This window comes from Terriglobales bacterium (assembly GCA_035651655.1).
Lineage (GTDB): Bacteria > Acidobacteriota > Terriglobia > Terriglobales > Acidobacteriaceae > DASRFG01.
Genome location: DASRFG010000013.1, coordinates 46,696 through 72,799, shown reverse-complemented (window position 1 = coordinate 72,799; position 26,104 = coordinate 46,696). Strand labels below are relative to the sequence as shown.

At 56.5% G+C, this 26,104-nt stretch carries 22 protein-coding genes; 11 read left to right on the top strand and 11 right to left on the bottom strand.

Translation table 11 applies throughout. From position 1 onward, the window contains the following. From VFA76_05640 to VFA76_05630, 3 genes are read left to right on the top strand one after another with little or no spacing between them, the layout of a single operon-like run. On the top strand, positions 1-834 hold the full coding sequence (locus VFA76_05640) for a sulfite exporter TauE/SafE family protein (GenBank protein HZR31317.1): 834 nt from the start codon (positions 1-3) through the stop codon (positions 832-834). Beyond that, complete coding sequence (locus VFA76_05635; protein ID HZR31316.1) at positions 831-1,217, top strand: DUF1634 domain-containing protein; 387 nt, start codon at positions 831-833, stop codon at positions 1,215-1,217. The genes VFA76_05640 and VFA76_05635 overlap by 4 nt, the downstream gene beginning before the upstream one ends. Beyond that, complete coding sequence (locus tag VFA76_05630) at positions 1,214-1,666, top strand: nucleoside deaminase (GenBank protein ID HZR31315.1); 453 nt, start codon at positions 1,214-1,216, stop codon at positions 1,664-1,666. The genes VFA76_05635 and VFA76_05630 overlap by 4 nt, the downstream gene beginning before the upstream one ends. A gap of 63 nt (positions 1,667-1,729) precedes the next feature. Here VFA76_05630 and thrC read toward each other — a convergent pair whose 3' ends face one another. The 3 genes from thrC to VFA76_05615 are packed head-to-tail and all read right to left on the bottom strand — an operon-like array spanning position 1,730 to position 5,829. Continuing rightward, a complete protein-coding gene (thrC, locus tag VFA76_05625; GenBank protein ID HZR31314.1) occupies positions 1,730-2,986 on the bottom strand; it encodes a threonine synthase in 1,257 nt (418 codons plus the stop codon). A gap of 36 nt (positions 2,987-3,022) precedes the next feature. Beyond that, complete coding sequence (locus VFA76_05620; GenBank protein ID HZR31313.1) at positions 3,023-4,351, bottom strand: homoserine dehydrogenase; 1,329 nt, start codon at positions 4,349-4,351, stop codon at positions 3,023-3,025. Continuing rightward, positions 4,348-5,829 (bottom strand): aspartate kinase, encoded by a 1,482-nt coding sequence (locus VFA76_05615; protein HZR31312.1) that lies wholly within the window; start codon positions 5,827-5,829, stop codon positions 4,348-4,350. Before VFA76_05615 ends, VFA76_05620 begins: the two co-directional genes overlap by 4 nt. A 608-nt stretch (positions 5,830-6,437) precedes the next feature. Here VFA76_05615 and VFA76_05610 point away from each other — a divergent pair. Then, complete coding sequence (locus VFA76_05610; protein ID HZR31311.1) at positions 6,438-6,845, top strand: response regulator transcription factor; 408 nt, start codon at positions 6,438-6,440, stop codon at positions 6,843-6,845. A 351-nt stretch (positions 6,846-7,196) separates the two neighbouring features. Further along, the gene (locus VFA76_05605; GenBank protein ID HZR31310.1) at positions 7,197-7,442 is read left to right on the top strand and encodes a helix-turn-helix transcriptional regulator; all 246 of its coding nucleotides are present in this window, start codon (positions 7,197-7,199) and stop codon (positions 7,440-7,442) included. A 588-nt stretch (positions 7,443-8,030) separates the two neighbouring features. On the opposite strand, the gene VFA76_05600 is transcribed toward VFA76_05605, so the two are convergent. Next, positions 8,031-8,489, bottom strand: a complete 459-nt coding sequence (locus tag VFA76_05600) for a hypothetical protein (GenBank protein ID HZR31309.1) — start codon at positions 8,487-8,489, stop codon at positions 8,031-8,033. Between the two features lie 122 nt (positions 8,490-8,611). Here VFA76_05600 and VFA76_05595 point away from each other — a divergent pair, with 122 nt between their 5' ends. After that, the gene (locus VFA76_05595) at positions 8,612-9,124 is read left to right on the top strand and encodes a ribonuclease HI family protein (protein HZR31308.1); all 513 of its coding nucleotides are present in this window, start codon (positions 8,612-8,614) and stop codon (positions 9,122-9,124) included. A 50-nt stretch (positions 9,125-9,174) separates the two neighbouring features. On the opposite strand, the gene VFA76_05590 is transcribed toward VFA76_05595, so the two are convergent. The 3 genes from VFA76_05590 to VFA76_05580 form a co-directional block, all read right to left on the bottom strand. After that, positions 9,175-10,842 (bottom strand): AsmA family protein, encoded by a 1,668-nt coding sequence (locus tag VFA76_05590; GenBank protein HZR31307.1) that lies wholly within the window; start codon positions 10,840-10,842, stop codon positions 9,175-9,177. Between the two features lie 156 nt (positions 10,843-10,998). Beyond that, positions 10,999-12,882, bottom strand: a complete 1,884-nt coding sequence (locus tag VFA76_05585) for a mechanosensitive ion channel domain-containing protein (GenBank protein ID HZR31306.1) — start codon at positions 12,880-12,882, stop codon at positions 10,999-11,001. Between the two features lie 68 nt (positions 12,883-12,950). Continuing rightward, on the bottom strand, positions 12,951-13,259 hold the full coding sequence (locus VFA76_05580; protein HZR31305.1) for an antibiotic biosynthesis monooxygenase: 309 nt from the start codon (positions 13,257-13,259) through the stop codon (positions 12,951-12,953). 263 nt (positions 13,260-13,522) lie between these two features. Between VFA76_05580 and VFA76_05575 the strand changes: the two genes are divergently transcribed. The 5 genes from VFA76_05575 (at position 13,523) to VFA76_05555 (ending at position 20,985) form a co-directional block, all read left to right on the top strand. Continuing rightward, positions 13,523-14,014, top strand: coding sequence for a (2Fe-2S)-binding protein (locus VFA76_05575; GenBank protein ID HZR31304.1), 492 nt, complete (start codon positions 13,523-13,525; stop codon positions 14,012-14,014). Between the two features lie 11 nt (positions 14,015-14,025). Next, a complete protein-coding gene (locus tag VFA76_05570) occupies positions 14,026-16,488 on the top strand; it encodes a xanthine dehydrogenase family protein molybdopterin-binding subunit (protein ID HZR31303.1) in 2,463 nt (820 codons plus the stop codon). Next, the gene (locus VFA76_05565; GenBank protein HZR31302.1) at positions 16,485-17,342 is read left to right on the top strand and encodes a xanthine dehydrogenase family protein subunit M; all 858 of its coding nucleotides are present in this window, start codon (positions 16,485-16,487) and stop codon (positions 17,340-17,342) included. Before VFA76_05570 ends, VFA76_05565 begins: the two co-directional genes overlap by 4 nt. A gap of 119 nt (positions 17,343-17,461) precedes the next feature. Beyond that, on the top strand, positions 17,462-19,024 hold the full coding sequence (locus tag VFA76_05560) for a benzoate-CoA ligase family protein (protein ID HZR31301.1): 1,563 nt from the start codon (positions 17,462-17,464) through the stop codon (positions 19,022-19,024). Positions 19,025-19,305: 281 nt separating this feature from the next. Then, positions 19,306-20,985, top strand: a complete 1,680-nt coding sequence (locus tag VFA76_05555) for an N-acetylmuramoyl-L-alanine amidase (protein HZR31300.1) — start codon at positions 19,306-19,308, stop codon at positions 20,983-20,985. Between the two features lie 24 nt (positions 20,986-21,009). On the opposite strand, the gene VFA76_05550 is transcribed toward VFA76_05555, so the two are convergent. The 4 genes from VFA76_05550 to VFA76_05535 form a co-directional block, all read right to left on the bottom strand. After that, positions 21,010-22,362, bottom strand: a complete 1,353-nt coding sequence (locus VFA76_05550; GenBank protein ID HZR31299.1) for a TonB family protein — start codon at positions 22,360-22,362, stop codon at positions 21,010-21,012. 258 nt (positions 22,363-22,620) lie between these two features. Next, positions 22,621-22,863 (bottom strand): hypothetical protein, encoded by a 243-nt coding sequence (locus tag VFA76_05545; protein HZR31298.1) that lies wholly within the window; start codon positions 22,861-22,863, stop codon positions 22,621-22,623. A 112-nt stretch (positions 22,864-22,975) separates the two neighbouring features. Beyond that, positions 22,976-24,304: a GAF domain-containing protein gene (locus VFA76_05540; GenBank protein HZR31297.1), complete on the bottom strand. Its 1,329-nt coding sequence runs from the start codon at positions 24,302-24,304 to the stop codon at positions 22,976-22,978. A gap of 185 nt (positions 24,305-24,489) precedes the next feature. Then, entirely contained in the window at positions 24,490-25,941 is a 1,452-nt protein-coding gene (locus tag VFA76_05535) for a GAF domain-containing protein (GenBank protein ID HZR31296.1), read from the bottom strand. Positions 25,942-26,104: the final 163 nt, after the last annotated feature.

Sequence of the window (26,104 nt, the reverse complement as noted above, 5' to 3'; positions counted from 1 at the left end):
ATGACCGTTCTTCAATTCACAGTTCTTGTCTGGATGGGATCCTTCGTCGCCGGTTTCTTGGGTTCGCTCACTGGGTTGGGCGGCGGCGTTGTCCTGGTGCCGTTGCTTACACTGGTTTTCAAGGTGGACATCCGTTATGCGGTAGGCGCTTCCCTGGTATCAGTGATCGCAACTTCATCCGGCGCTGCCGCTGCGTACGTCAAAGAAGGATTCTCCAACATCCGCATCGGAATGTTTTTGGAAGTGGCCACAACCATCGGCGCGCTGGTAGGCGCATTCCTGGCCACCAAGGTGCCGACCGCAGGCATCGCAATCATCTTTGGAGCTGTGCTGCTCTATTCCGCCTATCTTTCTGCCAGGCCACCGGCCGAGAAGCTCGGCCAGCAACCAGATCGTCTGGGTACGCTGCTGAGGATGAACGGAAGTTATCCCACGGACCACGGCCCGCAGCCGTATTTCGTCCACCGGGTGCCAGCCGGATTCGGGTTAATGTTCGGCGCAGGAACGCTTTCCGGATTGTTGGGAATCGGGTCGGGTGCAGTGAAGGTGTTGGCAATGGACCAGGCCATGCGAATTCCCTTTAAAGTTTCCACTACTACGAGCAACTTCATGATTGGAGTGACTGCAGCGGCGAGTGCGGGAATCTATCTGCGGCGCGGTTATATTGATCCCGGTCTCTCCATGCCGGTAATGCTGGGCGTCCTGGCGGGGTCGTTGCTCGGTGCAAAGACGCTCGTAAAAGCGAAAACTCACAGCCTGCGTTTGATTTTTAGCGCGGTGATCGTAGCTCTGGGCATCGAGATGATTTATCACGGATTGACGAGCGCGATGTGACTAGACTCTTCAGCAATTGGACCGACCAAAGCATCGAGCAGATCATTGGCAACCTGCTGCGCTTCGGAGTAATGCTTTCGGCCGCGGTGGTGTTAGCCGGAGCAGGTCTCTACCTCCGCAATTATGGGCACACCCTGGCCGATTACCGCATCTTTCGTGGTGAACCGAACGACTTGCGGGAGGTACATGGCATCATTGCCGATGCGCTCGCAGGCCGTGGAAGGGGCATCATTCAGTTCGGTCTGCTTTTACTCATCGCCACCCCAGTTGCGCGTGTGGCCTTCTCCCTGTTTGCCTTCATTATGGAAAAAGACTGGCTTTATGTCGGGGTAACGGCGGTTGTGTTATCGCTGTTGCTCATCAGCTTACTTGGGCCGTTATGAGGCACGAAAGACAGGCGGAATCGTTGCTTCAGGAGGCACTGGCCGAAGCCAAGCTCGGTTTGAAAGAAGGTGGTCTGCCGATTGGCTCGGTGTTGGCTGACGCTCAGGGGCAAATCGTAGCCCGAGGGCACAATTTGCGCGTGCAGACCGGGGACCCGACCGCACATGCCGAGGTGGCTTGCATCCGCAACGCGGGACGGCGACGTGACTGGCCGGAACTGACTCTGGTAAGCACGTTGAGCCCGTGCGTTATGTGTACCGGGACCGCGTTACTGTTCCGTATTCCGCGTGTAATTATCGGCGAAAACCAGAATTTTCTGGGGGCCGAAGATCTGTTCGCCAGAAATCAGGTTGGCGTCACGGTGTTAAACGACGAGGAGTGCGTGGAACTGATGCGGGCATTCATCGCCGCACACCCCGATTTATGGAATGAAGATATCGGTAAGTAAGACCGCTCAAAGGTGCTCACCAAAAAGGACACGAAGTAGCACGAAAAGATCGGGCCACTGCCCTCAGGCTCCCACAGCGCGTTTCACGTCCAGGAACTCAGCGTAATAGTTCTGGAAATCAGCTACCTTGGGCCGGATCGGCTCTTCGAGAGCGTACTGACCCGCGAGGGCGTCCAGAGTCTTCAGTCCATTTCCAGTAATGCAAAGCACCGTGGTTTCATCCGGCAAAATCCGTTCCTGAGCTCTAAGCTTGCGAGCAACGCTCACCGTCACGCCGCCAGCAGTTTCCGTGAAGATGCCTTCGGTCGAGGCCAGAAGCTTGATGCCATTGACCACTTCAGGGTCCGCCACGTCCTCCGCCCAACCCCCGGTAGAGGTGATGACCTCAATAGCGTGAGGGCCATCTGCCGGATTTCCAATAGCCAGCGACCGAGCCAGGGTCGCTGGTTTCTGCGGATCAATTTCTTTGCTGCCAGACTTTACCGCCGTACTGATAGGTGAGCATCCGGTGGCTTGAGCGCCGAAGAATCGCACCGGCTTGGGTTCGACCAGGCCGATCATGACCAACTCATCGAACGCCTTTTTAATTTTCGTGATTAAAGAACCGCCAGCCATGGGCACGACGATGTTGTCCGGCAAGCGCCATCCGAGTTGCTCGGCTATTTCATATCCAACCGTCTTTGATCCTTCTGAGTAGTAAGGGCGCAGATTTACATTGACGAATCCCCAGGGATACTCGTCAGCCAGTTGCTGGCAAAGTCGGTTGACCTGATCGTAGTTACCTGAAACACGTACCAGCCGGGCGCCATAAACTTGTGTATTGAGGACCTTTGCTGGTTCGAGATCATCAGGAATGAAAACCCAGGCTTCCAGTCCGAGACGTGCGGCTTGTGCCGCTACCGCGTTGGCGAGATTTCCAGTGGACGCACAGCACACCACCTCAAATCCGAAATCGCATGCTGCCGCTAATGCCATGGCGACCACTCGATCTTTAAAACTTAGCGTCGGGAAACAAACCGAGTCATTTTTGAGAAGAAGTTTTTTTATACCGAGTTTGGCAGCAAGTTGCGGGGCAGGAACCAATGGGGTGAAACCGATCGGTAATTCAGGCGCATAGCCATCTGGGAGTGGCAGCAGCTCCGAGTAACGCCATAGGCTCGGCGGCCGCTGGGCTATGCGCTCGCGTGTCAAGCATGTTCGAATGGCGTCGTAGTCATACACAATTTCGACGGGCGAAAAGCAATCGTCGCAGATGGTGCGCGGCTGGTTTCCCCAGGATTTGTTGCATTCCCTACATCGCAGTTCATATCGTTTTGTCATCTTCTTCTCGATCAATGGTCGCCCAAAGACTTCCGACTAAACAATGGGCAGAACCAGGGGTGGTTTCGCCAAAAACTCTGCTTGTCTTAGATCTTGCAATACGTTCTTCAGCGCGGAGGCTGCGCACTCTTCTAAGACCAGCGCTACATAAGATCTTTCCTGTGCCTCACCGCCTTGTGGTGGACGGTGCAACACCGCTCGCAAACTGATGCCGTGTTGCGCCAACAAGCGCCTGATGGATGAAAGCGCCCCCGCCTGATGATTGACAATCAGGCGCACATAGTGCGCTGAATGAAAATAGGCTGAAACAGGCAACGGCAGCAAAGGTGAGCGCGGTGGCTCTGGAGCATAGCGGTCCTGCGCGACCGAAAGCAAGTCTGAAACCACCGCCACGGCGGTTGGATTCCCGCCTGCCCCAGCTCCGGAAAGGACTGTCTCTCCGCCATACTTGCCGGTGGTAACAAGCACATTTTGATTGGAATGGGCGCGGCCCAGCGGAGATCCCAGTGCAACTAGTGCGGGCTGTACCGATGCCAGCAACGTCTCGCCCTTCAGTTCGGCACGAGAAATTTGGCGAATGGTGCATCCCAGTTCGCGCGCATAGCTGAAATCTTCGCAGCTCACGTCGAGAATGCTACCAGCCAGAATCTGCTCGGGGTGGACTTCCACCTGAAATCCGCTGCGAATTAGTATTGCTAGCTTGGCGCGAGCGTCCAGGCCATCCACATCGTCGGTAGGATCGGCTTCTGCAAAGCCACGCTCCTGGGCCTCCGACAATGCCGACTGCAAAGGCAGTCCGCGAGTCTCCATCGAGCTAAGAATGTAATTGCAGGTGCCATTCAGTATTGCGGCGAGTTTCAGGATGCGGTCACCACTCAACCCTGGGCGAAGAGCGCAAAGGACTGGAACTCCGCCAGCTACCGCGGCACCGAATTCCAGACGGACCCCCTGCCGCCGAGCCAATATTGCGAGCTCAGGTCCCTCAGCGGCAATCAACTGTTTGTTGGCCGTTACTACAGACTTGCCGCGAAGCAGGGCTCTGCGTACCCATCCGCCGGCGGGATCCATGCCGCCTGCCAGTTCGACTATTACGTCCACATCTGAGGACAAAACGTCCTCCACTTTTTCCGTCCAGCGCACATCCGCGGAAACCCAGGGAACACGCTTGCGCTCCACGTTACGATTGAAAATGTGCGTGAGTTGCAGCTGTGACGGCGCCTGTTCTGTGAGAAGTTTTGCCACCGAACGTCCGACAGTACCGAAGCCCAGGATGGCGATCTTACAGACTCGATTCGCGGAAAGAACCGTCACTGCACGCGGTGGAAACGTGATCGGCCGGGGGGTTGGGAAAGGTGATGCCATCATGCACCTGCCCCTTGCTCCGCGCTCTTCAACAAAGCGTCCGGGAAAAACAATCCGTGTAAGCGACAAACTGATTCGGCAACATGGTCTTCATCTACTAGTAGACCGATCCTTCGCTCTGACCCGCCTTGGCTAAGAAGGCTCACGTCCAGATCGGAAAGAGTTCGCAGCGCGTGCTCGGCTGAACGTCGCTGATTTCGATCCGAGCCTCCAAAAAAGCAGATCAGCGCCTTGTGATTCTCCCATCTCACATCAGCCACACCTTCCAGTTCAGTGACCAGGTGCGGCAAAGCGTTCGTGCCTTGGACCAGCAGCGAGACGCCGCCCCGCGCAGCCGAGAAGAGCTCGACAACACATTTGTGCCGGTCGCAAGCGTTGAGCGCCTGGCGCACCAGATCAGACGCGGTGTGTTGATGACTGCTGATGTGGACCAAGGCCATTCCCCGCTTCGCCGTAATGGCTTGTACCTTAGGCGATCCACCTACGTCAGCGAAGACACGAGTGCCAGGCCGATCCGGTTGCCGAGAATTGCGGACGAGCACCGGGATTCCCTGCTTCATGGCCGGCAACAAGGTGGAGGGGTGCAGAACCTTCGCGCCGAAAGAAGCCAACTCTGACGCTTCCTCGAAGCTGATGGCCGGGATCAATTGAGCATCCGGGCACAGCCGTGGATCGGCGGTCATAATGCCATCAACGTCCGTCCATATCTCCAACGCACTGGCCTCTAAGGCCGCTGCCACGATGGCGGCGCTGAAATCGGAGCCGCCGCGTCCGAGCGTAGTGGGGACACCCTTCAGGGTTGCTCCAATGAATCCCGGCAGCACTGGAAGTCTGCCTCCCAAAGCCAGCGGCGCCACAATGCTTCGCAGCCTGCGATTGGTCTGATCGCGCAGCGGCTGGGCAGAACCGTGAGCTTCATTTGTAACAATGACCTCACGCGAATCGAGCCATTCTGGATTGAGCCCTGCCTGCCTCAGTACTTCCACCAACAGTTTGCTGGAAAGGATCTCGCCGACGCCCAGCACTCTATCGGAAGTACGGGCGGTGAATTCGCCCAAGGCAGCCACTCCAGCAAGGAGCTCGCGCAAGTTTTGAAACTCTTTTTCCAGCAATTGGGAGAACAAAGCCAAGGCCACGGGTGAGAGGAGCTGTTCCGCCAGGCTTCGGTGACGTCGCTCGAGCGCGCCCAAAAATCCAAGCGCAGCATCAAGGTGGCTGGCGGCGGCTGCTTCTCCTGCCCGGAGGAGTTGGTCGGTAGCTCCCGCTAGCGCGCTCACGACCACTACCTGACAACGCGATACGCGTCCCTGAATAATGTGCACGACTCGACCAATGGCATCTGCATCCTCGACCGACGTACCGCCGAACTTCAGCACCAGAGGGCCTGGTTTTGCCGGCTCCAGCTCAGGAGTTCGCGGGCGTTGACCGCAGCCCCTCTCCTCTTGCGCTTTTTGAGACCCGTCTTGCTTCAGGCTTGACATACCCGTCCTTGGCCCCATTTTGGGCAATAAAAAACCCACCACCAGTTGCTTCTGGCGGTGGGTTCTGAACTTGTGTTTCTCTTTACTCTAGCTCAGGTATCCCTCCTCCAGAAGCGCACTAATTCGCATGCGCATGGCCATTGTGCGCAATGTTGTTGTGCCGGCGTTCTGGAAGAGTGACAACATAACTAGCGCCGAATATACAGAAGCTAAACTGTATTCGTCAAGTCGGCCCGCCTAATACCACTGCGTGACCATTTACAACTCATTACATCGCCCAATACTCTAATAACTTTAGTCTTAATGATACACGGCGTTGGTTCCAAATTGACCATCGAGTTATGGGAATGCGATTAATAATTTCTTAATGTTTGACTCTGGGCTACAAAGGGGCCAATATCCGAAGCGAGGATATTCCTCCAGACGTCATCGCTTAAGTAAGCTCGGCGGCTTCGCCGTCCTTCTTTCTTTTACTGTCACGCCTGCAGAACCTCGGCCCAGTGTGAATTGGCTTGCAGCTTCACCCATTCTAGAGACTCACGATCGGGAGCTGTGCACGTTTAAAAAGCAGATTAGAAGTTCTGCCACGCTCGTCACAAGGAGGCATTGTGCCTCGAACGCGGATAGCGTTGGCGAATGCTAACCGGGGGTTGCTCGATATGTTGGTGGAGCGACTCGATCGCGACTTTGATGTAGTTGCAGCGGTAGGCAACGGAGACGACCTGCTGGACGCGGTGGCCGCGTTGATGCCAGCGGTGGTAGTCCTCGATGTTTCCATGCCGGGCATCAGCGGGTTAGAAGCGGCTGGCAGGCTGCAGCGAGGCGGTTGCTCGGCGAGAGTCGTCTTCTTTACCTCCTGTCGCAGTACAGAGTGTGTCCGCGCAGCTTTTGGCGCGGGCGCGAGCGGCTATGTTCTTGTGCAAGACATGGAAACGGACCTCCGGCAGGCCATAAAGAATGCCCTGGCTGGCGACGCTTTCGTCTCTGCTTCATTGCCACCGCGGGATATCGTCTAGTCACAAATCTGGGTTGCTCCCGGAACGGGAAATGCGTCATCCCACCACGTCACCGCCGGTGCCAATGGCGGGGCTCCTCGTGCGTTCCAGTTACGGTTTGGGACTTTCCAGCTAAGCGGTTATCGATAATCCAAAAGTCAGCTTCGCTGCTGCCGCCATGCAGTACATTTCCGTCGTTGATTATGAAGAATCAAGCGCAAGCCTTAATATTTCGTGGTTTGGGTTGGCGGTTCACGGTTCTGGGCTTATAATTTCTCAGTTGTGTTTGCCTGTTGGAACCGAACCAAGGTTTGCAGGAACCAGCAGGTTGTACCATTGCTTAACTATCTCCCGGATGTCACAGCACTTACTATGCCGAAAAATAAACGCTCAAGTCGCAAGGCTGTGCAGTTGAAACGGGAATTCGCACGCCATCTACGTAAACAACGACAAAAGCAGAACTGGTCGTTGCGTCAGATGGCAGAAAGAAGCGGCATCTCTCTGACCCGCTTATGGAATTATGAGCAGGGCAACCATAGTCCCAATCTAACGGCTTTGATAAAACTGGCGGGCGCATTTAAGCTGTCGCTCTCCAGATTTGTAAAGCCGCTGGAGTAATGGGCGCCTTTCGTTTTTAAAAATCTTTGTCTCTATTCGTGCCTGTCGCCTTACGCGTCCAGCTGGCGAGCGGGCATTTCTTTGTCTGGAGAGAGGCGTCTGGAGAGAGGCCGCCGATCCAGCGGCAGTTGTCCTCGGCGAGGGGAGATCCCTTCCTGGATTAGGTCTTCAGGTGTAGCTCTGAACCACGGTGATTTATGCAGAAGGGAACAACTCCGGCAGAATATTGCGTAAAAAAATTAAAAAGGCTGTGACATTGGTTATGCGCTAGCCACAAACTCCTGCGAGGGAGTTCATAGCGTGGACACATGCACCGTCACAGCCCCTGATGCGATCACTGCTTTCGCAGTTCCGAACCCCAACGTCCTCTCGCAAAGCAGTCGGTTTTTTCGGGTTCGGTCACCTTCCGAGTTGCCCCGGACGGCTAATCACTCAGCCTACTTTGGACTGGCTACATTTAAGTTTTCCAACCCTTTCGGCCGTCGACGGTGCCTACAGTAAAGTTTGAAACAATTCTTGTCAACGCAATTTTGTGTGGAAATTAGCGCCGCTCTGTGGAAAACAGGGGCTCTGCAGAGGCACGCGCGATCATCCGCGTGCCCGCCGGGATACGACGTTCGCAGTACTACTCGGCTTTGGCGGCTTGCGAGTGGCTGGGGTCTGTTCATTGACTTCAGCAACGCTCCTGATCTGAATGCGAAAAATCTGTTTCTGCTGCTCCGTCAAGCGGTCCCACCAAGGGGCCAAGAGTGACAGCTCTGGATGTTTGCCGGCGAGGGCGTGAGGGATACCACCATACTTCTTCTCAATACGGTCAGCCGTTGCCAGTGTGTCCATCTTCGCGGCGTCGAGTGACAGCACCCGGCAGACTTCCCGCAGAGCGAGCTTTGACGGATAGGCCGCTCCCTTAGCGAGCTTACGAATGTGCTCGTAGGTGAGGCTAGTCCGCTCGGAGAGTTGCCGGATAGTGACGTCCAGCTCGTTCATCCGGGTTACCAACGCCTGAGCCAGGCGGCCTTGCGGTTTGAGATCGACTGCGAGTGGCATTGCGATGAATCTCCTGGCCTCCGGAAAGGGAGGACAAGCATCCTACATCTTGCGGCACGGAGGGCTCAAGCATTTTGTTCGTTACTACTTATCCACAAAAATCGTGTGTATACTCCACAATTATGTCGCACATGGTGGCGTATGTGGACGGTGGTTCGCGGGGGCGTCGCGGGCCCGCAGGCGTAGGCGTCGTCATTGAGCACTCCACCGGGCACCGGGTGGAGATCAGCGAGTGCATTGAGTCGTCTGACAACAATTACGCTGAGTACGCCGCCCTTTTGATTGCCCTGCATTATGCAGTGGCTGCAGAGTGCTGCCGGTTACAGGTTTTCAGCGATTCCGAGGTTGTTGTACGCCAGATCAGTGGCGCCTATAACTGCCAGAGCCCGGCTTTGCGGCGTATTCATGAAATTTGCAAGCGACTGATTAGCTCGCTGGACCATTTCGCCATCACCCATATCCGACGGGAGAGCAACTCTCAGGCGGACCGTTTGGCCAAGGCAGCAATGGACAGGGCGCACAGGCGACGCCGCTCAACGGAAGATGTCGATGAGTCGGGTCCTACATGGTTTGAAAGCGCCATGTCCCAGATGGCGGACTTGGGAAGCTCAGCTGGAGCCGCAGTAGAGGCCTAGATAGTTGGCTCGGCCGCAGCGATCACTTCTGATGTAACTCCCCATCATTCCTATTGCTTTTTCTTCTTGTTTAGCAGTCCTCCCAGAATGCCCCCTAGGTTTTGGCCCGGCGAACCTGGCTGTTGAGAAACTCCTGGCACCGACCCAGCCAACATTCCGCCCACATCGGGCACGAAAACTGGGCGAGAGGTCGTACCTTGGACCCGGAACGGGAGTCCGCGACTGGCATTGCGCCCCAGTAAATTTGCCAGCCCGCCGCCGCTTGCCACCTGAGCCATCATTTTGAAATTCAATGCGTTTCCGGAGCTGATCGTTCCCGCCCCCGTAAGGGTGCCAATATCCGCCACAATCAGCTTCAGGTTGTCAGACCGAATTCCTTCGGGCGTGATATGAAGTTGTGAGCTCAGGGTCTGGATTAAAGTATCCGAGCCGGCCTTGAGGCCACTCAGGGCTGAGAGGGCACGCATTTGTGATCCCAGGCTGAAGCCTGAGAGTTTGGCATTCGAAAGTGCAATATCTCCCGCCGTAACCAGGCGGTCCGCCGGACCCTCTGCGGTGAAGTGGCCATTCACTGTACCGCTCTGCAAAGATGACCCTGCTGGCAGAGTAATGCCGAGCGCCGGCAGCAGAGCTTCGATGTCCTGCACTGGAATATTCGGGGCGTTCAGTTTCATGTGCAGAGTGGGCGATTCCCCCTTGAGATCATACGTACCCGACATTCCCACGGCGCTTTTGCCGGTAAGGAGCTGTCCCTTGGTTAAAGTGCCAGTCTGGCTCTTTAAGTTGTAGTCGGACGCGTAGTTGATGTTTACGGGCTGAGTGGCGGGGCTTGCATTTTTTACTAAACGCAGTTTACTGGCTCGAGCCGTGCCCTCCGAGTGGGCGACTTTGCCATCGGAATGTATGGTCCCGTCGAAATCAACCAGTCCTCCGAGCCCAGCGGCGGGATCAACAAACCCGGTGGAAGCAAGATCGACATTTTTCGCCGAAATCTTCGCCTGTACAGGCGTCTGCGCGGTGTCCTGACGGTCCACGGGCCCGGCGGTGCCTTCAAGTTTCACTTGTCCCCCACCGGGAGTACGCATCTGCAACTGGAAAGGAAAGGCTGACTCGTAGGAGATATTTTGGGCGGTAACTTCGAGTGAATCATAGGTCTGTTGACGGCGGGCATTACCCACCAGCAAACGGCCATTACTAATCTTTAACTGCTGCACGCTTATTTCAGGCGCGGAAGTTTGGTTCGAACCAGGGTCGGTTTGGCCGGGGCTGGACTTTCCTGCGGGCGCAGAACCAGTACTGGCGGGGGAAGCTGGCTTGGCTGGGGCATGGCCCAAAGTCGAAAAGTTCCATGTTCCAGACGCGGAGCGCAGCAGCCGTACCTGCGGCTGTTTCAGAGTCAATGAGCGCACGTGTACAGCACGGGAAGTGATCAAAGGAACAAGTTCAATTCCGACTCCCAACGACTGCGCTTCCACAAAAGGAGCATTGCCAAAAGCGGGATCATCGGCGATGGAGATCTGATCGGCGCTGACGTCCCCCCGCAATAGCGACAGCCTCAAGTGACCGATTCGCACCTGCCTGCCCAGCGCGTTTGCGAGCTGAGTTTCAATGGTGGGCCGGAACCGGTCAACATCAATCAGAAACGGTAAAGCCACCGCCGCTACTAGAATCAAGGCGAGTACTCCACCCACTATCATTACGATTTTCTTGCGTCTCATTCGATACCTCGCTGCGCTTGCGCTTACCGCCACGAACCGGCCGTTATTCAAACATTAGGAGCTTAGATGCTCCGCCTGGCTAAGCTGGATTGCAGCTGTAGCGGAAGAGATCGGAGCAAATCCTCGCTTCCATCAGGCTGGCCAGTGACGGTCCGGCTAGTCTGATTCCGCGGCTGATTTAACCACAAGCTCTTTGGCCACCGTTCCCATATGCTTCCGGTTGAGCAATTTCACTATCGCCTGGTATAACCGCGAACGCACTTCGTAGCGTTCGTTGGCACGGGTAATGTAGCGGACAATCACCTGCACACCACCGCCGCTAGGACGCACATCCACCGCAGGGGTGGCGGCAAATGTCTTCATACCGTAACGGCGCGTTACCCGCTCCCATTCTTTTTCCGCCAATTTCGCATTCGCCTCAGTTTCGTCGGTAACAATTTTTCGGATCTGATCCACGATCGAGTAGGGATTTTCGCTCGCCGGAATTACCAGTTGTATTTCGTCCCACAACCATTGTCCGCTGGTGGAGAAGTTGAAGAAGTGTCCTTCAATCGCAAAGCTGTTGACGAATGCGACCTTGCGGCCAGTGGGATGGCCAGCATCGTGCCAGTTACCGGTCTCAAGCAACAACGTGCGCAGCAGCCCGATTTCCACCACTTCGCCACCAACGCCATTGATCTCCACCCAATCGCCCACGCGGATGCCGTCGCGGCCCATGAGCACGAACCAGCCGAAGAAGGCGACCACGAAGTCCTTGAGCGCTACGGTCAGGCCGGCGCCGGCAAGTCCGAGGATGGTAGAGATCTGGCCCGGCCTGCCAAACACGATGAACACACCCAGGAGCACGGCCACCGCTTGCACGGCGAATCTCAGGACGACCCGCAGGTTGAGCAGACGCCTTCGATCGCTCCTCAGCTCGAGAAAAAATCGATCGATGAAATGATCGGAAATCAAGACCAGCAAGATGATCAATAAAATTGCTAGAACCGCCTGAATAACCGCATGGTGAATAGCGCGTTGCCGAACCGAAAGAGAAGCGGCCCAAGCGCCATAAACTTCACTCAACTCCCGCTCGTCCTGTATTCGCTTGTCGAAGTCGGACAAGGTTCGCTGATCGTTGGAAAGATGATGCAGGGAAGTCAGGGCTGCGGTCGCATCTGAATTTGATTGAATCGCACCATTGCCTATGTGCGGGGAGGCGGTAGCCGCCCCCGAGCCTGAAGCCGAAGGCTTTGATTTTTCTTGCTTGATCTCCTGTTCCAGGGCCTGATGGTCGCGTGCCAGCACGGCAGCCCCATTGATTGCATCCTGCTGTGCATTCCGTACTCGGTTGCGTGCAAGGTGGACTGCGCCCCAGGCACGTAATTGCGCCAGCAGACTGGATTCTTGAAGCTGGCCCTGGTTTCCACCAGCTGCTGCGGCAGGGGACTCGCTTCCCGCAGTGCTGTGCATGAGAGCCTCATGTTCGTCCAGCATGCGTTGAATCTTTCCCTGCTTGTCCCCTCCAGCGCGGATCAGGTCCTGTTTGGCGTCGTTCAACTCCTCTTGATCAAGATCGAGCTGCGCCTGGGCAATATCGAGGCGCTGTTTGGCGGCCTCTTTCTCGTCATCGCTGGCAGCCGCCACGCGCTTGGTCAATACCGAGACATGGTCCTTCTCCTCTTTCACCAGGGCTTCTAATTGCTTAATTCGGGCTGCAATGTCGCGTGTCTCAGGGGTAAGTGGAGCTGGATGTGAGCCGGCTTCCCTTAAGGCGGTGTTATAAGCAAGATCCACCTCATGATCAGCCAGCCGTAGGGCCTCCTGCGCAAATTGACGCTCCTCCGCTGTACTAGCTGACTGGGCCAACGCCTGTGCGGTTTGGAGCGGGCTTTGATCAATTGTCGGCTGGTCGGCACCAGCACGCTGAGGTTGTCGGCTCGCCGTAGTGGGCTGCCCCGATTCACGCGTCAGCACCAGCGCTGCAACTGCGAGCACGATGAGAACAATGAGCGCGGCGAAGGCTGGCCGTTCATGGATTTTCTGTGGGATCTTAGGCATAGCCTGGGTGCTCTCAATTGTAGTGCCCTGACGTGGCGCCGGCCAATGGCTCGGCCAGCAGCTCAATGCTACGTGAGGGTCGCCGCCACTTCGTAATGTTCCACGTTGGGCGCGAGCTCCAGAAGAAATTGATGGTCCTCGGGGTAGTAGACGGCCTTCTCGTAGTCCGGGCCGGCAAATCTGCGTATCGCGTCCCATGAATTCCAGAGTGAAATGAGTAAAAATTCAGCCTGCTCATCCTTAACTCTGCGCAACACATAAACCCCAAGGTTGCCGGTTACCTTGCGATAATCTTTCAAACCGGTGCGGTAGAGATAGTCGAGGTATTCGTCGCTTCTAGGCGCCGGAGTCACACCACGCCACAGACGTGCAATCATGGGTTTCCTCCCGAAATAACGAGCCTCGAAACTATATCAATTTCGGACAATCGGTTAACCGCTAAGCAGTTGAAGAGAGTTTCCGGCGATCTTGAAATGCCCGCGTCCCATTCCAGGATCGAATACGATCCTGACCGGGAACCTGCGCCTACTCTCAAATATCCACTGGCAGCCCTTGTAATCCGGTCACCGGTTTTGTTATCGTGGCGCGCCATCAATTGTGGGCTTTGGCCTGCCTTATTCCCTCTGATCTGGGGGTCCTAATGAATAAAAACGTCTCCATCAAAATCAACGGCGCCGAGCATAGTGCCGAAGTTGAACCCCGTCTTCTACTGGTGCACCTGTTGCGGGAGAAGATCGGCTTGACCGGAACCCACGTGGGCTGCGAAACGTCACTGTGCGGCGCCTGCACCGTGCTGCTGGATGGGAAGGCGGTCAAGTCGTGTACCGTGCTGGCTGTGCAGGCCGATGGGCATTCGGTCACCACGGTTGAAGGACTGGCAAAAGGCGAAGAACTCCACGATATTCAATCGGCGTTCTGGGAGGAGCACGGGCTGCAGTGCGGCTACTGCACGCCGGGCATGATCCTGTGTGCGCATGACCTTTTGGAACATTCCGCCGCGCCCTCGGACAACGAAATCCGTGAAAAGCTAAGCGGCAATCTGTGCCGCTGCACCGGTTACCAGCACATCGTCAATGCCGTTAAAGCGGCGGCCCGCAAAATGAATAAGCGCGTGGCGGCCCGCGCAGCGTAGGAAGGTGAGCGATGGCGAAGAATGGAAGTTCCAACGGAAAAAACGGCAAGAACGGCAAGGCGAACGGGCAGTGGGTCGGCCAGAAGTTTAAGCGCAAAGAGGATCCACGCTTGATCCGCGGCATCAGCCACTACACTGACGATATTCGGCTGCCGAACGTCGCTCGTTGCGCCATTGTTCGCTCACCGCACGCGCATGCCCGCATTATTTCCATCAACACTGACGCCGCTCGCGCTGTTCCTGGGGTGGTAGCCATAGTCACGTCGGCTGATATGGCAGAGGTGGGAAATATTCCCTGCGCCATCGCGATGCCGGATTTAAAAATCCCTCCTCATCCTGTCCTGGCGAAAGATCGCGTGCGTTATGTAGGAGAGCCAGTGGCCGCCGTTGTTGCGGAAGATGGCTATATAGCCCGCGACGCCGCGGAGCTGGTGAGCGTGGAATATGAACCCATGCCAGTGGTTGTTGACATGGAAAAGGCCATCCAGAAAAGTAGCCCGATCATTCATGAGCAGTTCGGTTCCAACCAGGCGTTCACTCATCAGATCAAGACTGGCGACATTGACGCAGCATTTAAGCAGGCCGACCACATTGTGAAGGAGCGCTTCGTCAATCAGAGGCTGGCGCCAATCGCGATGGAGCCGCGCGCCGTGGTTGCGGAATATTTGCCGGGAGAGAAGCGGCTTACACTGTGGTCTTCAACCCAGATACCTCATCTGTTAAAGACGCAAGTTTCAGTCATGGTGGGTTTGCCGGAAACCGCGGTGCGTGTGATTGCCCCCGAGGTGGGAGGTGGCTTCGGCAGCAAACTGAACGTGTATGCAGAAGAAGGGCTCGTCCCAAAGTTGGCGATGACGCTGGGCCGGCCAGTAAAGTGGACGGAAACGCGACGGGAAAACTTCATGGCCACCATCCATGGCCGCGACAACATTTGCGACGTGGAGCTTGCGCTCAAGAAGGATGGCACCATTCTTGGGCTGAGAGTGAAATTGCTGGCGGATATGGGTGCCTATCACCAGTTGCTCACACCATTGATTCCTCAGCTCACCGCTCTAATGCAACCGGGCTGTTACAAGATTCCGGCGTTTCAGATTGACATTGTGGGCGTGTTCACCAACAAGATGTCCACCGATGCGTATCGCGGCGCCGGAAGGCCGGAGGCCACTTACAACATCGAGCGCATCATGGATTGCGCCGCGCGCGAACTGAAAGTCGATCCCGTCGAAATACGGCGAAAGAACTTCCCTCTGCCCAAAGAATTCCCATTCACTACCGCTGCGGGATTGCTCTACGACTCCGCAGCGTACCAGCAGAGCCTGAAGAAAGCTCTGGACCTTGCTGGCTATGAAAAACTACGGGCACGTCAGAAAACCGGCTGGAAGGAAGGTAAGTACTACGGGATTGGCGTCTCTACTTATGTGGAGATTTGCGCTATTGGCCCATCAGTAGCCACCCCGGCCGGAGGTTGGGAGAGCGGCACAGTGCGTATCGAACCGACCGGCAAGGTAACAATACTTACCGGTGCTTCCCCACATGGTCAAGGCGAGGAAACCACATTCGCGCAGCTGATCGCTGACCGGTTGGGCATAACCCCAGATGACATCACCGTAGTACATGGCGACACCTTGGCTGTTCCTTATGGGATCGGCACCTTCGGTAGCCGCGCTACGGCTGTAGGAGGAAGCGCGCTCTATATGGCGGCTGAAAAACTGCGGGCCAAGATCGGCGTGCTTGCCGCACACCTGCTCGGCGCGAAGCCTGCCGACATTGTCATAGGTGGCGGACGCGTGGGCGTAAAGGGTGACAGCAAGAAGTCTCTTGCTTTTGGCGAAGTAATCCTGGCCGCCTACACGGCAAAGAGCATCCCTCCAGGGTTCGAGCCGGGCATGGAAGCCACGCATTTCTTCGAGCCCTCGAACTTCACCTTCCCCTTCGGGACCCATGTGGTCTCGGTGGAGGTTGATCCCGAAACCGGTGAAGTGAAAGTGGAGAAGTACGTGGCGGTTGATGACTGCGGCAATGTAATAAATCCGCTGCTGGTGGATGGACAAATCCAGGGTGGCATAGCGCAGGGCATGGCGCAGGCCATGTACGAAGAAATGATTTACAACGATGAGGGACAGCTCGTTACTGGAACACTGATGGATTATGCGGTCCCCAAAGCCGTGCATATCCCGGAGTTCATCCTGGAGCGCACGACTACGCCTTCACCTGTGAATCCCATGGGGGTGAAAGGTGTCGGCGAGGCGGGAACGATCGCCTCAACCCCGGCAATGGTCAACGCCGTGTGCGACGCCCTGACCCCGCTTGGGATTCGGCACATTGATATGCCGCTGAAACCGGAACGAGTCTGGAAGGCAATCAGGGCAGCGCAAGCCTCGGCCGCTAAAGTGCCGGTGGCAGCTGCTGTGGTGGACAAGGCTTCGCGATCCTCCGGCAATGGGCGCTCGCAGGCTGGAAGGAGGAATGCATGATTCCGGCACAGTTTGATTATGAATCCCCTCGCAATTTGAACGAAGCCCTCGATCTTCTCTCGTCCCGCGACGATGCCAAACTGCTGGCCGGTGGTCACAGTCTGCTTCCAGCGATGAAGTTGCGCCTTGCCGCTCCCAGTCTGCTGATTGACCTAGGCAGGATTGCGGGCCTGGATACAATTCGCGATGCTGGCGATCGCATCATCGTCGGCGCGCTAACTACGCATACCGCGGTGGCGAGTTCGAAGCTCTTGCACGACGCTTCACCGCTTCTGGCGCAAGCAGCACATGAAATTGGCGATGTGCAGGTGCGCAATCGGGGCACAATTGGAGGCAGCCTGGCCGGAGCCCATCCGGCAGCGGATTATCCCGCCGCCATTCTGGCTTTGGACGCGGATATTGTCGCCCTCAGCCGCAAGGGCGAGCGCGTGATCCCCGCGCGTGAGTTCTTCAGTGGGATGTTCACTACCAGTTTGCGCCCGGACGAGATCATCACGGAAGTCAGGGTGCCAAAAACCACCGGAGCTGCAACTGCCTATAAGAAGTTTCACCATCCCGCTTCTGGATATGCCGTAGTTGGCGTGGCCGTGGTGGTGAAGGTTGGCGGTGGCAGCGTGCAAAGCGTGGCGATCGGCATCACCGGCGTCGGCGAGGTGGCCTACCGTGCAACGTTCACCGAAAATGCGCTGCGCGGCAAGCCCACCAGCGAGGTCGCAGAAGCGGCGAAGCACGCTGCCGAGCACATTGACGCTATCGGCGACTCTTTCGCCTCGGCGGAGTATCGCAAGCACATGGCTGAGGTGTACACACGCCGCGCGCTGCAACAGGCAATTACCGGCAAGTCCGGCAAATAGACGTAAACAATAAAACGTTCAACCGCTTCCGGCCGCCCGCACGGCCGGATTTTTTTGCCCCGAAGTTGGCGGCAAGGAGGACAAGCCAGAGCTGGCCAAATTCGCTATGATTCGCGGGTATGAGTGATCCGCTCTCCCTCCCAGATCAATTCAATGCGGCCACATATTTCGTGGACCGGCATATTCCCGAAGGGCGCGGCGACAAGATCGCCATTGAGTGTGGCGAAGATCGAGTGACGTATGGTCAGCTTTTCGAACGCGTCAATCGAGTCGGCAATGGACTCCGGCAGCTGGGGGTGCGAATCGAAGAACGCGTTTTCCTGCTTCTCCTCGATACGCCAGAATTTGCCTATAGTTTCTTTGGCGCAATCAAGATCGGCGCCGTCCCGGTGCCAGTCAACACATTACTAAGACCCTCTGACTATGCGTTTTTGCTGAATGATAGCCGGGCGCGCGTGGCATTTGTCAGTCACGAACTGCTCTCGCAGCTACAGGCAATAGACCGCTCCGAATTACGATATCTGAAGCACGTGGTGGTGGTTGGTACGTCCCCCACCGGATATGAATCATTTAGCCACTTAATCCAACAGAGTTCGGCCCAACTGGATCCCGAGCCCACCCACAAGGATGATGCTGCTTTTTGGCTCTACTCCTCCGGCAGTACCGGATTTCCTAAGGGTTGCGTGCATCTGCAGCATGACATGGTGGTCTGCGCCGAGCGATATGCAAAAGGCATTCTTGGGATCACCGCCGACGAGCGTTGCTTCAGCGTGGCCAAACTCTACTTTGCATACGGTCTGGGCAATGGGTTGTACTTTCCCCTAGCCGTCGGCGGGACAAGTATTTTGTGGCCCGGCAGAAATCGGCCGGCTGAAGTTTATGAGGTGATCGAACGTTATCGCCCGACGCTCTTCTTCTCTGTTCCCTCCAACTACGCTGCGCTGTTAAATTTTCAGCGAGAGGGGCCTGACTTCGGCCTTTCTTCTGTCCGCTATGGAATTTCGGCCGGTGAGGCGCTTCCGGCCGCCCTGTTCCATCGCTTTAAGGAACGCTTCGGGGTTGAAATCCTTGATGCGATTGGATCCACTGAGGCGCTCCACATGTTCATCGCCAACAAGCAGGGAGCAGTACGGCCTGGGTCCAGCGGGCAAATCATTCCTGGGTACGAGGCCCGGATCGTGGATGAACGCGGGAGGGCTGTGGCCCCGGGTGACATAGGCGATTTGCTGATCAAAAGCGATGCCGTCTGCGCCTCCTATTGGAACCAGCACGAAAAAACCAAGAGCACAATCGAGGGCCATTGGATCCGCACCGGCGATAAGTATTATCAGGACGCCGACGGGTACTTCTGGTATGCCGGACGGTCTGACGACATGCTGAAGGTCAGTGGGATGTGGGTAAGTCCAGTGGAAATAGAAAGCGTGCTCGTAGATCATCCCGCGGTGCAGGAGGCGGCAGTAGTGGGCCGCGAGGACAAAGACGGACTTCTAAAGCCAGTTGCTTATGTGGTCCTGCGGAACGGAAGCCAGCCCGCGCCGGAGTTGGGGTCCGAGTTGCAGCAATCGGTAAGCGAGAAGCTTCCGCCATTCAAGCGCCTGCGTTCAGTTGAGTTTGTGGCCGATCTCCCTAAAACCGCCACCGGCAAATTACAGCGCTTCAAGCTACGCGATCGCTCGAAATAACCTCGGCCCAAGTCAATTCCAGCGACGCGAGGATCGTATGTCATTCCGAACGAAGTGAGGAATCTCTACAGCCCGCAACAACTCTGACTGATGATAGGGGCTCCTGGTGTCTAAAGCCCTCTCGGAATGACACTTACTTTTTGTCAACTTTTGGGGGGTTCGTTTTCCTGAGTTTCCGGTATAAACTGTTGCAACTTGTGAGCGATTTCGCTCGAATGTCCGACCGGGGCCTAATTAAGAGCAGTTGGCGCTTGCTTCTGTTAAGTGGCATGTGCTCTCTTATGCTGCTCGGGCTTACCCGGAAAGCCGCATTTGCGCGTGTTTTACCACGGCCAACGAGCGTAGCTGGCAATTCAGCCCCAAGCTCGAAGACTCCGCAGAACGACAACTCTTCCAACCAAGCCGCTGTCCGCCGAACCGTGCTGGCCGTACGCCACTGGTCGAGTGCTGAGGTCACGAATGTGGCCATAGACCTGGATGGAGCGGTGAAGTACAAGGTCGGATATCTGCATGCACCAGAGCGTCTTTATTTCGATATATCTGATGTGCAATTAGAACCCGCTGTCCTACTCAAGAAATTCTCTGGACGAGACGGATTTTTGGGAAATGTCCGAGTGGCGCACTCGGAAAATGGCGCGACTCGCATCGTCTTTGATCTCTCCCGGCCCGTTTCCTACTCCGCGCAGCTGATTCCTGATCCCTATCGATTGCAGGTGACTCTACGCCCACCTGACGATAAGCCTGCCTCAAGCAAGAGCAACAGCGCCAGCCCTGCCGAACGGAAGAAGGCTTCCGCAACTACTCGGTCATCAAATGAGTCAGTTTTGGCGGAGCGGAATAAAGCCATTGTCACCGCTGCGGTTGCCATCGGCGACGTGAATCCGCGCGATGAAGCCATGGCGGGACATTCGAAACCCAGCCGGCCCTTGGCGCCATCCGCCATTCTATCGGGCTCGGGGATGATGCCAGCAAGCCAACGTACATTCATTCGCGCCCTGGGCTTGAAAATCGGCAAAATCGTGATTGACCCCGGTCATGGCGGCGATGATGTGGGCGGCATTGGACCTTCCGGTGTCCTGGAAAAAGACCTGGTTCTGGATGTTGCCATGCGGCTAGGCAAGCTCCTCAGGAACCTGGGCGCCGAAGTCTCCTACACGCGAGTGACTGACGTCTATCTGCCGCTCGAGGCCCGCACCCAGAGGGCGAACCGGGAACAAGCAGATCTTTTCGTCTCCATCCACGCGAACTCCAGTCCTGATCATTCCGCCCACGGGATAGAGACCTATTACCTAAACTTCACCTCATCTCCAGCGGCATTGGAAGTAGCTGCACGCGAGAACATGGTCTCGCAGCGCTCGGTAAACCAACTCCGGGACTTGGTACAAAAAATTGCCATGGCAGGGAGGCTTGAAGAGTCGCGAGAGCTCGCGACCGATGTAGAAAAGAATTTGGCAAAAGAACTGCCAAATGCTCACAACCGAGGCGTCAAGGAAGCGCCATTCATCGTTTTGACCGGCGCTAATATGCCCGCCATTCTCACCGAGATATCGTTCCTCAGCAATCCCGATGACGAGCGCGAACTCAAAGATCCGGCCTATCGGCAGAAGATCGCGCAAGCGCTTTATTCAGGGGTATCCGACTATGTTGCGGGATTGGGCGGGATCTCACCCCTCACGCGGACTCAGACCGCGGCTGCGAGTTCGGTAGCGGTTGACTTCGGTCCGACGAGTTGGAGCGATACCCTGCTCGACTTTGTGGCTTCGAATCGCACGTTTGTCTCGATTGCCCTTTTGTTGATAGCTGCCTGGACGTTCCTGCTTGCGAGTCCAACTCGTGCGCAGCCCGCTCCCGAAACCGCAGCTCCAAACTCAGCGGTTCTCGATAAGGACACTGACGGGGAACAGAACGAGCCTGATTATGCGGAAGCAGCCCCAAAGCTGCGGATCGTACACCGCTCCTGAGCACCGCTCGCACGTTGTAGTTTTCTATTTAGGAAGTTGGAAACTCACCAGAATGCTGGTCTCGACTGCCACTGGCTTGCCGTTCAATTCGTAAGGCTTAAAACGCCATTGCCGGACTGCATCCATGGCCGCGGCGCTCAAGATTTCGGGTCCGCGGAGGGGACGCAGTTCTGCAACTGTGCCGTCCTTGGCAATCAGCGCCGCCAATACAACGTCCCCCTCCACATGCTCCTCTCGAGCCTCATTCGGGTAGACAGGCAATATCTTGCGAAGTAATGACACTTGGGCGCCAGTTGAGGATCGCTCTGAGCTTGGAGCTAGGTTTAGAACCTTTTGCGCGCCCGCATTCGTGGGTTGGATTGGCGTACGGTTCTCCGGTGCTTTAGGCCTTCCAGGGGATGTCGGGGTTCCCGCAGTGATTCGCCTGGGCGTCTCGGCGCTGGCGCTGCCCGGCTGGCCGATGCTCTCGCTCGGCGGTTGAGAAGCGTTCTTTCGCTCAGGCCGTACGAGCGCCGAGAATAAGGAATTGTCCGAGCTATTCGCCGACCGATACGTTCCCGAGAGGACCTGGGCCGCCGGACTCGACGCCAGCGATTCCGGTGTCATAGGCGGTGTGGGATCCAGATGCAAAAGCACGCTCCCAATATGAATATCCACGGTACTGGCCTGGGAATCCTCCGCCGGAGTATTCAACCATTGCCACACCCCAATGGTGAGGGTAAGTAAGAACACAAGCGCGACCACCGTATCCACGACAGCGTTGTGTGCACCGCGGGAAACCCCGTAATAGTGGGCAGAAACCCTAAAGGCCGAGGCCCAAGCCGAGGGACGGAACAACTTGGCGTTTAAGTCGTGTTTAATTTCTACTTCAGGCGCGGGCGGTACCTCCGCTGGACGACCGCAGAGAATACAGAAGGCCTTGTCCTCGGTGTACTCGTTCCCGCAGCCCGCACATATCACAATCGCCGGTTTCGGCGCGGCGGCGATCTGCGCAGGCTGCTCAACCAGGTTCAGGATGGGTGCTTTGCCGTGCAGTTTTGCGAGACTGGTTAAAGCCTGCCTCTGATCACTCTTTAGGGTGAGAAATTCGAATCCAAATTCAAGCTCATCCTTGTGCCGAACTACGGCGTGCATCTTGAATGGAGTGGTTGCAAAAGGGACAGAAAACTCCAGCTCAACCCTTTCGCCGGGACGCAACTCGCCCGACATTGCGCCGCGAATTCCACCCAAGCCGACATCTTGAGACCGACCGGTGAGGCGGGTGGTGGTAGCCGGACGAAAAACGGTTACGGCGAGAGGAACCGCAAGTTGGTACCGGGGGTGCCGTCGGCGAGCGGATTGAACGTCGGGCGGTGTGGCCGGGGCTGCTTGACTCATACGCCTCCGTCACCCTCCGAGAGCTCGCTGGATCTAAGAACTGTAAAGCTGGAGTACCTGGGCCCTAGCAGCATTTCACGTACCACCAAATCAGAAAAGACTAGCCCTAGTTCACGACAGTGTCAACGAGAAGTCGAGAAGGGAAAGGAAGTGGTTGCGGGTTAATAACTTACAGCTGCAGCTCTGGGCACACAGGAAGGTTTGGTAAGCCGCAGCGAGAGACCCACCCGGCGGATTGCCCGACTCGAACTCCCAAATCTATGGCCAGCGCTTGGCGGTCTCTTCCCAACCCGCCGGTCTCGCGCCTCCAGCGGAAACGACTGCAGGCTGAGGCACGCGGATGGGCTGTTGTGGAACGGAGGTGGTTGCGGTAACGGCACTTTTGGCGGCCGTTGCCTCCCCGGCGGTCTCAGCTTTCTCTTCCGTGAGCAACGGAGCGGCGATGCGTAACGCCTCGACTTCCTTTTCCAAGCGGGTCAACTCTAGTTCTTTTTGTCTCAAAACCTCATACACATTCTTCATAGTAGGCACCCGGTATGCGGGCAGATGTCCGGAATTTATGCAGTCGTGAGTAGTTTGTCAAGCACAATGAGAAAGCGCGGCGAACGGAGCGTTAGGAACAGGGTTTCATCAGAGCTGGAATGTAGTAATCGGTCTGCGCCTCTCTCTGGCTCATGTAGGTTCCACGTCCAGTTCGACCGTATTGTTCATCCCCAGGGCAGTAGTAATAACCTTTGCGGGTATCCACCCAAACTTTAATGCTGGGATCATTAGCGGGCGCGCTCAAGTCTTCCTTTTCTGTGGTGGGCAAGAGCTTGGAGAAGTCTGAACCAACCCCGGTGAGAAGCTGCTTCACTCCGGTACTAACCTGTCCATTGCCAGCAGATGCTGAGTTACTTGATTCAACAGTGTTCGGCGTCGCGGAGGGCTCTAAGCTGGAGCTGGGCTCCGAACCTGGCGCCTGGTCAGAGCTGAATGCCGGTGGATTTGCTTTTCTGCGCGGAATGGGCGCGAACGCCACAAGCAGGGCTAAGGCAACAAACAGCGCCGGGAGAAGCAATCTTTTTGCGGGGAGAGTTTGCCTCCACGCCGGGGCCGTGATGACCGGCTCGACCGGTTCAGCGGAAAGCGGATTCGAGGCATCGCATTGCGGGCAGATCGCCGCTTCCATATCTATGAGCGCGCCGCACGCTTTGCAAACGCCTTGAAGTCTCGAGTTGTCAATTATCAGCAATTGACTCGCGACCTCGGTGGCGGAATTCTCTTCCGGCGATGAACTTATTCCTGCACTGACGCCATTTTGCGTGGAATTCTCCAGGCCGTTGCGTTTAGCCCCAACCTGGTTCAGAGCTGAAATTACGCCTGCAGCCATCCCTTTTAAGGTTTGTATGTCACGTTCCTGGAATGCATACGCATGGGAAGCAAACAGCTCAAAAATTCCAATGAGTTCATTCTGCTGGTACAGCGGCATGACAACAACAGATTCGATTCCCAGACGGCGGCAGCTTTCAATGTTTACCCGAGGATCGAGATCGGCATTGTCGCAGCGCAAAATTTCACCGGTGCGGATGCACTCCGCGATAAGGCCGGACTTCATGTCCAGACGCGCCCCGCAATCGGGGGCGATCGTGCCGGTTGCGGCGCAACATACCAGCTCCGGACCTTTCTTCAAGGCAATAGCTGAAGCCGAGGCGCCGGTAATGTATTGCGCACGTTCCGCGGTGAGTTGCAGTATCGAATTCAGTTCAGATTCGGAATTCCCCGGGCCCGCAATGGAGAACGTGGCCTCGCGACCCAATTCAGGTCCTTTGAATAGAGTGTCTTGCGCATCCGCAGTTGGTGGATGGGACTCCGGCGAAGGCTCTGCGATTGGCCAATCAGACTGCCTCTTGCCATCTTCGTGGCGATTGGAAGGCGGCCCGAGAATGGAGTATTGATCCATGCCAGCACTACTCTACAGCGAAAAGTCGAGATTCTGCCGCAAAATCAGGCTCCAAAAGCCTGAGCTGTTGCATTACTTGGAGTTTCATACCATCTATTTGCGGTGTCAAGGTAACCTGCGCCACAGTAGGGCCTATCCCGAGAAGTCTGGGGGGACATTATCCTGATTAACAAACCGTCTGGTGCTTATCTGCTCGCCGCCCAAGCTTGGGCTCGCTCTTCGGCGTCAAGCGCCTTGTGATCAGACGGAAGGGCCCCCTGAGCTTCCGCACGGGAGAACCACTTTAAGGCGTCCCCATAACTCTGCTTGACACCATCGCCATTGGCGTAACGTACGGCTAATGCCAGTTGCGCATCCGGGTCGCCTGACTCGGCAGAACTTCGAAGCGTCTTAATGTCGTGCGCGGCGGCGACTTTGTCTCGTCTTGTCTGCGACGCTGTGCTGGGCAGAGGCTTGGACAGCTTGGGATCGGCCACGGATGCCGATGGCGTATCAGGGTTAGTTCCATCAGCTTTTGGGTCCACGTCTGCGGATGGCTCCCCAGCCAGAGATTCCGGTTTCCCTTCATTGGCCACTCCTGAAGAGGAACTGTCTGTTGCGGTCATCGCGGGATCTTGCGGCTCTGAGAGTTTGGGAGAAGCCTGGTTGTCATCCAAGTGCAGTGGCTGTCCAGCAGAGGGAGCTCCCTGAGAATCGGTTGCCGCATGCGGGTCACTACTGGGCGGCGTATCCGCCAATTCGACCGCTGCAGTCTTCGCGTAACGGACGGAACGGATCCACCATCCGAATCCTAGCAATCCTCCCAGCAGGAGAATACCGGCCAGTATCGGCTTGTGAGCACGGTTGCGCTGTGTCAGCTCGCCCGTGAGTAAGGGCCCGGAAATCGCCGGCTCAGACGCGGGAATCTCCTCTTTTCCCAAATGCACATTCCCGGCCTCGATTTCGCAGATCAGGTCGTCTCCTGCGTCCGTCTTTGAGGATTGTTTCAGAGGGGATGGGGACGTTGGTACTCTCGCCTCCGGTGCGTCCACCTTGCCAGAACTGCGCGCCTTCTTTGCGATAACTGGAGTGCCAGCGGGATCGGATGCCCGCGACGACACCTCTGGAGCGGGTTCAACTACGGAGACGATCAACTCACCCATGCTTTCCAGCACGGATATCTCGTGGCGTCCAAACGCTGAAGGGGTTGAGGAAAATACTTCGAAGACGCCAATGAGCTCAACCCCAAGATAAAGCGGCATCACCACCATGGAGCGGATGCCCAGCAGTCGGCAGACCGCGAGATCAACCCGAGGATCGGATTCCGTATCGTGGCAAATAAGCAGGCGGCCGGTGCGGACGCACTCTCCTGAAAGTCCGGAGGTGCCATCAAGCTGCGCACCTAACTCCGGAGCGGTTGTACCCGCCCGCGCCCTGCAGAACATGACCTGGCCTTGCTTCAGCGCGATGGCGGAACCTGTAGCACGCGTCATCACAACGGATTGCTCACTCACTAATCTGAGTGCCGCGTCCAGGCTGGCTTCAAATTCGGATTGCGCCACGCGATCCTGGGAAGAATGTTCTTGTGCCCGCGAACGGAGATCGTCCACACCAGCATCTTTCGTTGCGACAGGTCCTGAATCCGTGTGGTCAGACATGCGGGTCAGTGAAGGAAGCGTCGGTTCCCTTTCCCCCAAAGCACTTAAGTGCAATCCGGAGAAGTGGTTAACAGTCCTCCCTGTAACGGAGTTTCGCCCGGAGCCCAACCCCTGTCAAGGTGACAGAGGTTGGACACTGTAGTCACTACCTGGGGCCGCTCAC

Bases quoted from the DNA above. Each gene is read 5' to 3' on its own strand.
- VFA76_05605 (HZR31310.1), top strand. From the start codon at position 7,197: ATGCCGAAAAATAAACGCTCAAGTCGCAAGGCTGTGCAGTTGAAACGG.
- VFA76_05585 (HZR31306.1), bottom strand. From the start codon at position 12,882: ATGCCTAAGATCCCACAGAAAATCCATGAACGGCCAGCCTTCGCCGCG.
- VFA76_05630 (HZR31315.1), top strand. From the start codon at position 1,214: ATGAGGCACGAAAGACAGGCGGAATCGTTGCTTCAGGAGGCACTGGCC.
- VFA76_05565 (HZR31302.1), top strand. From the start codon at position 16,485: ATGATTCCGGCACAGTTTGATTATGAATCCCCTCGCAATTTGAACGAA.
- VFA76_05590 (HZR31307.1), bottom strand. From the start codon at position 10,842: ATGAGACGCAAGAAAATCGTAATGATAGTGGGTGGAGTACTCGCCTTG.
- VFA76_05535 (HZR31296.1), bottom strand. From the start codon at position 25,941: ATGTCTGACCACACGGATTCAGGACCTGTCGCAACGAAAGATGCTGGT.
- VFA76_05550 (HZR31299.1), bottom strand. From the start codon at position 22,362: ATGAGTCAAGCAGCCCCGGCCACACCGCCCGACGTTCAATCCGCTCGC.
- VFA76_05600 (HZR31309.1), bottom strand. From the start codon at position 8,489: ATGCCACTCGCAGTCGATCTCAAACCGCAAGGCCGCCTGGCTCAGGCG.
- VFA76_05555 (HZR31300.1), top strand. From the start codon at position 19,306: ATGCTGCTCGGGCTTACCCGGAAAGCCGCATTTGCGCGTGTTTTACCA.
- VFA76_05595 (HZR31308.1), top strand. From the start codon at position 8,612: ATGTCGCACATGGTGGCGTATGTGGACGGTGGTTCGCGGGGGCGTCGC.
- VFA76_05540 (HZR31297.1), bottom strand. From the start codon at position 24,304: ATGGATCAATACTCCATTCTCGGGCCGCCTTCCAATCGCCACGAAGAT.
- VFA76_05575 (HZR31304.1), top strand. From the start codon at position 13,523: ATGAATAAAAACGTCTCCATCAAAATCAACGGCGCCGAGCATAGTGCC.
- VFA76_05615 (HZR31312.1), bottom strand. From the start codon at position 5,829: ATGTCAAGCCTGAAGCAAGACGGGTCTCAAAAAGCGCAAGAGGAGAGG.
- thrC (HZR31314.1), bottom strand. From the start codon at position 2,986: ATGACAAAACGATATGAACTGCGATGTAGGGAATGCAACAAATCCTGG.
- VFA76_05640 (HZR31317.1), top strand. From the start codon at position 1: ATGACCGTTCTTCAATTCACAGTTCTTGTCTGGATGGGATCCTTCGTC.
- VFA76_05620 (HZR31313.1), bottom strand. From the start codon at position 4,351: ATGATGGCATCACCTTTCCCAACCCCCCGGCCGATCACGTTTCCACCG.
- VFA76_05560 (HZR31301.1), top strand. From the start codon at position 17,462: ATGAGTGATCCGCTCTCCCTCCCAGATCAATTCAATGCGGCCACATAT.
- VFA76_05570 (HZR31303.1), top strand. From the start codon at position 14,026: ATGGCGAAGAATGGAAGTTCCAACGGAAAAAACGGCAAGAACGGCAAG.
- VFA76_05580 (HZR31305.1), bottom strand. From the start codon at position 13,259: ATGATTGCACGTCTGTGGCGTGGTGTGACTCCGGCGCCTAGAAGCGAC.